Origin of the sequence: Nocardioides sp. (genome assembly GCF_031422975.1) — a bacterium.
Classification (GTDB): domain Bacteria; phylum Actinomycetota; class Actinomycetes; order Propionibacteriales; family Nocardioidaceae; genus Nocardioides.
In genome coordinates this window covers 1-5118 of record NZ_JANPEO010000544.1, presented here as the reverse complement: position 1 = coordinate 5118, position 5118 = coordinate 1, and the positions used below count along the sequence as shown (strand labels likewise).

At 71.4% G+C, this 5118-nt stretch carries 6 protein-coding genes; 2 read left to right on the top strand and 4 right to left on the bottom strand.

Translation table 11 applies throughout. The features are described from left to right. The 3 genes from RMO85_RS16195 to RMO85_RS16185 form a co-directional block, all read right to left on the bottom strand. On the bottom strand, nucleotides 1-1124 hold a 1124-nt coding region (locus tag RMO85_RS16195; protein WP_310529752.1), incomplete at its 3' end, for an ABC transporter transmembrane domain-containing protein. After that, complete coding sequence (cydB, locus tag RMO85_RS16190; protein WP_310529751.1) at nucleotides 1121-2134, bottom strand: cytochrome d ubiquinol oxidase subunit II; 1014 nt, start codon at nucleotides 2132-2134, stop codon at nucleotides 1121-1123. The genes RMO85_RS16195 and cydB, both read right to left, overlap by 4 nt. Before the next feature lie 19 nt (nucleotides 2135-2153). Then, nucleotides 2154-3605, bottom strand: a complete 1452-nt coding sequence (locus RMO85_RS16185; protein WP_310529750.1) for a cytochrome ubiquinol oxidase subunit I — start codon at nucleotides 3603-3605, stop codon at nucleotides 2154-2156. Nucleotides 3606-3684: 79 nt separating this feature from the next. Between RMO85_RS16185 and RMO85_RS16180 the strand changes: the two genes are divergently transcribed. Further along, entirely contained in the window at nucleotides 3685-4053 is a 369-nt protein-coding gene (locus RMO85_RS16180; protein WP_310529749.1) for a BlaI/MecI/CopY family transcriptional regulator, read from the top strand. Between the two features lie 9 nt (nucleotides 4054-4062). After that, nucleotides 4063-4911, top strand: coding sequence for a M56 family metallopeptidase (locus RMO85_RS16175; protein WP_310529748.1), 849 nt, complete (start codon nucleotides 4063-4065; stop codon nucleotides 4909-4911). 39 nt (nucleotides 4912-4950) lie between these two features. Here the strand turns inward: RMO85_RS16175 and RMO85_RS19685 are convergent, their stop codons facing one another. Next, nucleotides 4951-5109, bottom strand: coding sequence for a sigma factor-like helix-turn-helix DNA-binding protein (locus RMO85_RS19685; RefSeq protein WP_397204132.1), 159 nt, complete (start codon nucleotides 5107-5109; stop codon nucleotides 4951-4953). Between the last annotated feature and the right edge of the window lie 9 nt (nucleotides 5110-5118).

The following is a 5118-nucleotide window of genomic DNA, read 5'->3' as shown; positions in this document are numbered from 1 at the left end:
CCCCCGGTCGGGACCAGCTCGCCGGCGATGGCCGCCAGCAGGGTGGACTTGCCGCAGCCGGACGGCCCGACGACGGCGGTGAGCCCGATGCCGAAGCGCGCGCTCAGGCCGACCACTACTGGCGTGCCGCCCCAGTCGAGGGTGAGGTCGTCGAGCACGACTCCGGCGTCGTCGTGCGTGACGACGACGCCGGGAGCCGGTCTGTGGTCGAGGGCTAGGTCCACCCCCGCGAACGCGGCCGCGCCCTCGGCCGCCGCGTGGAACTCCGCCCCGACGCGGCGCATCGGCCAGTAGGCCTCGGGGGCGAGCAGCAGCACCACGAGCGCGGTGTGGAAGTCCAGGGTCCCGGCCGCGAGGCGGAGTCCGACGCACACCGCCACCAGCGCGACCGAGATGGTGGCGAGCAGCTCGAGCACGACCGACGAGGCGAAGGCCAGCCGCAGGGTGGCCAGGCTCGCGAGCCGGTGCCGGTGCGTGACCGAGCGGATCGTGTCGACCTGCGCGACGGCCCGCCGGTGCGCGACCAGCGTCGGCAGACCACGCACGACGTCGAGGAAGTGTCCCGAGAGCGACTGCAGCAGCCGCCACTGCCGCTGCGCGCGGTCACGGGTCGTCATCCCGACCAGGGCCGCGAAGACCGGCACCAGCGGCACCGTCAGCGCCACGATCAGCCCGCTGAGCGGGTCGAGCCATACGATCGAGACGACGGTCAGGAGGGGTACGGCGCAGGCGACGACCAGCGCCGGCAGGTAGCGGGTGAACCACGGCTCGGTCGCCGCCAGTCCTCGTGTGAGCAGCACAGCCAGCTCGCCGGTCCTGCGCCGGTCCCCGAGGCTGGCCCGTAGCACTCGCTCGCGCAGGGCGGTCGAGACCGAGCCGGCCGCGCGCGCCGTGGCGAGGTCGACGACCAGGCCCAGGACCCCGCGCGCCACGAAGACGGCGACCGTCCAGGCCGCGGCCGTCGTCACGGACTCACCCCGAGCCACGTCCACGATCAGGCTCGCCACGGCGAAGGCCTGGCCGATCAGCAGCACCCCGCCCACGACACTGGCGCCGGTTGCGACGACCAGCGGCCCGCGGGCTGGCGCCAGGTGCTGTCGCAGCGCCGGGTCGAGCGGTTTCATCGTGACGCGAGCTCGGCGGTCGGGATGTGGTGGGTGCCGATCCGCCGGCGGAAGACCCAGTAGGTCCAGGTCTGGTAGCCCAGCACCAGCGGCGTGAAGATCGCCGCCACCCACGTCATGATCCTCAGCGAGTAGGACGTCGCCGCCGCGTTGGTCGTGGTCAAGCTGTTGGCCACGTCCGTCGAGGACGGCATCACGTCGGGGAACAGGGCCACGAACATGCCCGCCACGGCCAGGGCGATCGCCCCGAAGGTGCCGGCGAAGGACACGCCCTCGCGACCGACGTACGCCGCAGCGACCCCTGCCAGCAGCAGCAGCGCCGCGAGCGCGAAGACCACGGCGGAGGCGACGGTGCCCGTCTGGACCTGCAGCCACACGAGGAAGACCACGGCCAGGACCGCGGCGACGAGGCCGCTCTTCCAGGCGAGGGCCCGGGCCCGGACCCGGATGTCGCCGACCGTCTTGAGTGCGATGAAGGTGGCGCCGTGGGTGATGAAGAGCGTCAACGTGACCAACCCGCCGAGCAGCCCGAACGGGTTGAGGAGGGTGAGCAGGCTGCCGGTGAACTCCATGTCGGCGTCGATCGGCACGCCGGCCAGGATGTTGGCGAAGGCGACGCCCCAGAGCAGGGCGGGGACCAGCGACCCGACCACGATGGCCATGTCCCAGCGCGACTGCCACTGGGCGTCGTGCCGCTTGTGCCGGTACTCGAACGCCACGCCGCGGGCGATCAGGGCGACCAGAATCAGCAGCAGCGGCAGGTAGAAGCCGCTGAAGAGCGTGGCGTACCAGTGCGGGAAGGCCGCGAACGTGGCGCCGCCGGCGACCAGTAGCCACACCTCGTTGCCGTCCCAGACGGGGCCGATGGTGTTGATCATCACCCGGCGCTCGGTGTCGTTCCTGGCGAGCACGGGCAGCAGCATGCCGACGCCGAAGTCGAAGCCCTCGAGGGCGAAGTAGCCGATCCAGAGGAAGGCGATGACGACGAACCAGATGGTGGTGAGTTCCATGGGGGTCTCCTTCTCGAGCTCAGTAGGCGAACGCGAGCGGCGCGTCGTCGTCCACGGGGTCGTCGGTGCCGCCCCGGCCCGGGTCCGGAGGCTCGAGGAAGGGCTCGGCGCCGGCGGCGACGGCGCTCATGATGAGGCGCACCTCGATCACGGCCAGCACGGCGTAGACGAGGGTGAGCACGATCAGCGAGGTGGCCGCCTCGAACACCGAGACCCCGGGCGAGACGGCCCGCTCGGTGGTCATCACGCCGAAGACGGCCCAGGGCTGGCGGCCCATCTCGGTGAAGATCCAGCCGAACGAGTTGCTGGCCAGCAGCGCCAGCGGCAGCCCGATCCCGAGCGTGCCGAGCCAGCGAGCGCTCGGGGTGCGGCCACGGCGGGTCACCCAGAGCAACAGTGCCGAACCAGCCGCGGCGAGCAGCCCCATGCCGATCATGAAGCGGAACGTCCAGTAGGTGATGGGGATGACCGGCGTGTAGTCGCCGGGCGTGTAGTAGGTCGCCCCCGGGTCGGCGCCGTACTCCTCGCGATAGGTCGCACGCAGGTCGTTGATGCCCTGCACCTCGCCGTCGACGGAGCCGGTGCCGAGGAAGGACAGCAGGCACGGCACGGTGACGGAGAACTTCTCCTGCGTGCCGTCGGGGGTGCCGACGGTGAACAGCGAGAAGGGCGCGCAGCTGCCCGAGGTCTCGTAGAGGCCCTCGGCCGCGGCCATCTTCATCGGCTGGACCTCCGTCATGATCTTGCCCTGCACGTCGCCGCTGACCGCGACGCCGAGGCCGGCGAGCAGCGTGACGGCGGCGCCGAGGCGGATGGTCCTGCGGTAGAGATCGTGGTCCGCGCTGCGGCGTACGAACAACCAGACGCTGACGCCCGCCATGGCCGCGCCGGCGGTCATGTACGCCGCCAGGACCACGTGCGGGAAGGTCACGAGCTGCACCTTGTTGAACATCACCGCGGCGAAGTCGGTCAGCTCGGCGCGACCCGAGTCGGGGTTGAAGCGGTAGCCGACGGGGTTCTGCATCCACGAGTTGGCGGCCAGGATGAACCAGCTCGACGCGAGAGTGCCGAGGTGGACGATCCACATGCACGCGTTGTGCAGGCCGCGCGGGAGCTTGTCCCAGCCGAAGATCCACAGGCCCAGGAACGTCGACTCGAGGAAGAACGCGAGCAGCCCCTCGATGGCCAGCGGGGCGCCGAAGACGTCACCGACGAAGCGGGAGTAGTCCGACCAGTTCATCCCGAACTGGAACTCCTGCACGATGCCGGTGACCACGCCGATCGCGAAGTTGATCAGCAGCAGCTTGCCGAAGAACTTCGTGAGCCGGAGGTAGTCGGGGTTGTGGGTGCGCAGCCAGAGCGTCTCGAGGAGCGCGACGAGGGCGGTGCCGCCGATCGTGAGCGGGACGAAGAGGAAGTGATAGACCGTGATCACGCCGAACTGGATCCGTGCGATGTCGAGGACGTCCATGGGCCTGCTCCTGTGTGCGACGCGTTGTCTTGTCTACTACGGACAGTAGTACGCGCTGGGCCGTAGGTACACTTGGACCATGCCGTACGGAGATCTGGAGCGAGCCGTCCTCGACGTGTTGTGGGATGCCGAGCCCGGGGTCTGGCTGACTGTTCGCGAGGTGCATGCCGTGCTCACGCCCAGCCGCGACGTGGCCTACACGACGGTGATGACGGTCATGGACCGGCTCAGCCGCAAGGGGCAGGTCATCCAGCGCAAGGACGGTCGCGCCTACCTCTACCGGCCGCGCGCAAGCCGGGGCGAGATGGTCGCCGAGCTGTTGAACCAGACCCTCGACGACTTCAGCACCCACGATCGCCAGTCGGCACTGGTCGCCTTCGTCGGGGACGCCTCGGTCGCAGACGTCGCCGCGCTGCGCGACGCGCTGGCCCGACTCGAAGGCGCCTGAGAAGCTCCGGTGGCCCCGACTCCCTGGGCGCTGGCGGTGCTCGGCGTGCTGCTGGCCGGGCCGCTGCCGGCCCTCCTCGCTCGGGCGCCCTGGCTGCGACGTAGTCCCGCCGCCACGATGCTGCTGTGGCAGGGGGTGGCCCTGGCCGCCGTTCTCTCCGCGCTGGGGGCGGGACTGTCGCTGGCGACGTCCCAGGGGTGGGGCTCACCGGCCGCGCTGGCGCTGGTCGTGACGGCGGTGGTCACGGCGCGGCTGGGACTGTCGGGCCATCGGGTCGGTACGTCGCTGCGTGCCGTGCGCCGACACCATCGCGAGCAGCTCGACCTCGTCACGCAGCGGCGCGGTCGCCTGACGGTGCTGGAGACGGAGCAGCCCCTCGCCTACTGCGTGCCGGCGCTGAAGTCGTCGCGCGTGGTCGTCTCCCAAGGCGCGCTCGACCGGCTCGGGACCGACGAGCTCGGCGCGGTGCTGGCCCACGAACGCGCCCACCTGCGCGCGCGCCACGACCTGGTCCTGGAGGCGTTCTCCGTGCTGCACCGCGCCTTCCCGCGCTGGGTGTCGTCCGCCGCCGCGCTGCGGGAGGTGCGGACGCTGGTCGAGGTGCTCGCGGACAGGACGGCCGCACGCGAGGCCGGCGTCCAGCCCCTGGCCCGGGCGCTGGTCGGCCTCGCCGGAGCGCCGGCTCCGAGCGCCGGCCTCGCGGCCTCGGGGTCGGGCCGAGAGCTCGTCGACCGGATCGACCTGCTCGCCGCCCCGCCCCGCCCGGTCCAGGCCGCGCTCGTCACGCTCGTCGCCGTCGGTGTCGTCGTGCTGCCCACCGCGTTCGTCGTCGCCCCCTGGCTCGACGGCCTCACCTGACGCGCACCCACCCCACGACGGAGGCGAGACGAGGAGAGGTCAGGCGCTCTGGGGGAGCGACGCGTCGGGTTCGACCATGAGGTCACGAAGCTCCGCCAGGATGCGCTGGACCAGTCGGGACACCTGAGGCTGGGTGATCGCGAGCTGCTCGGCCATCGCCGACTGGGTCAGCTCGTCGACGAAGCGCATGCGAAGCACCGAGCGGTC

Bases quoted from the DNA above. Each gene is read 5' to 3' on its own strand.
- RMO85_RS16185 (WP_310529750.1), bottom strand. From the start codon at position 3,605: ATGGACGTCCTCGACATCGCACGGATCCAGTTCGGCGTGATCACGGTC.
- RMO85_RS16180 (WP_310529749.1), top strand. From the start codon at position 3,685: ATGCCGTACGGAGATCTGGAGCGAGCCGTCCTCGACGTGTTGTGGGAT.
- cydB (WP_310529751.1), bottom strand. From the start codon at position 2,134: ATGGAACTCACCACCATCTGGTTCGTCGTCATCGCCTTCCTCTGGATC.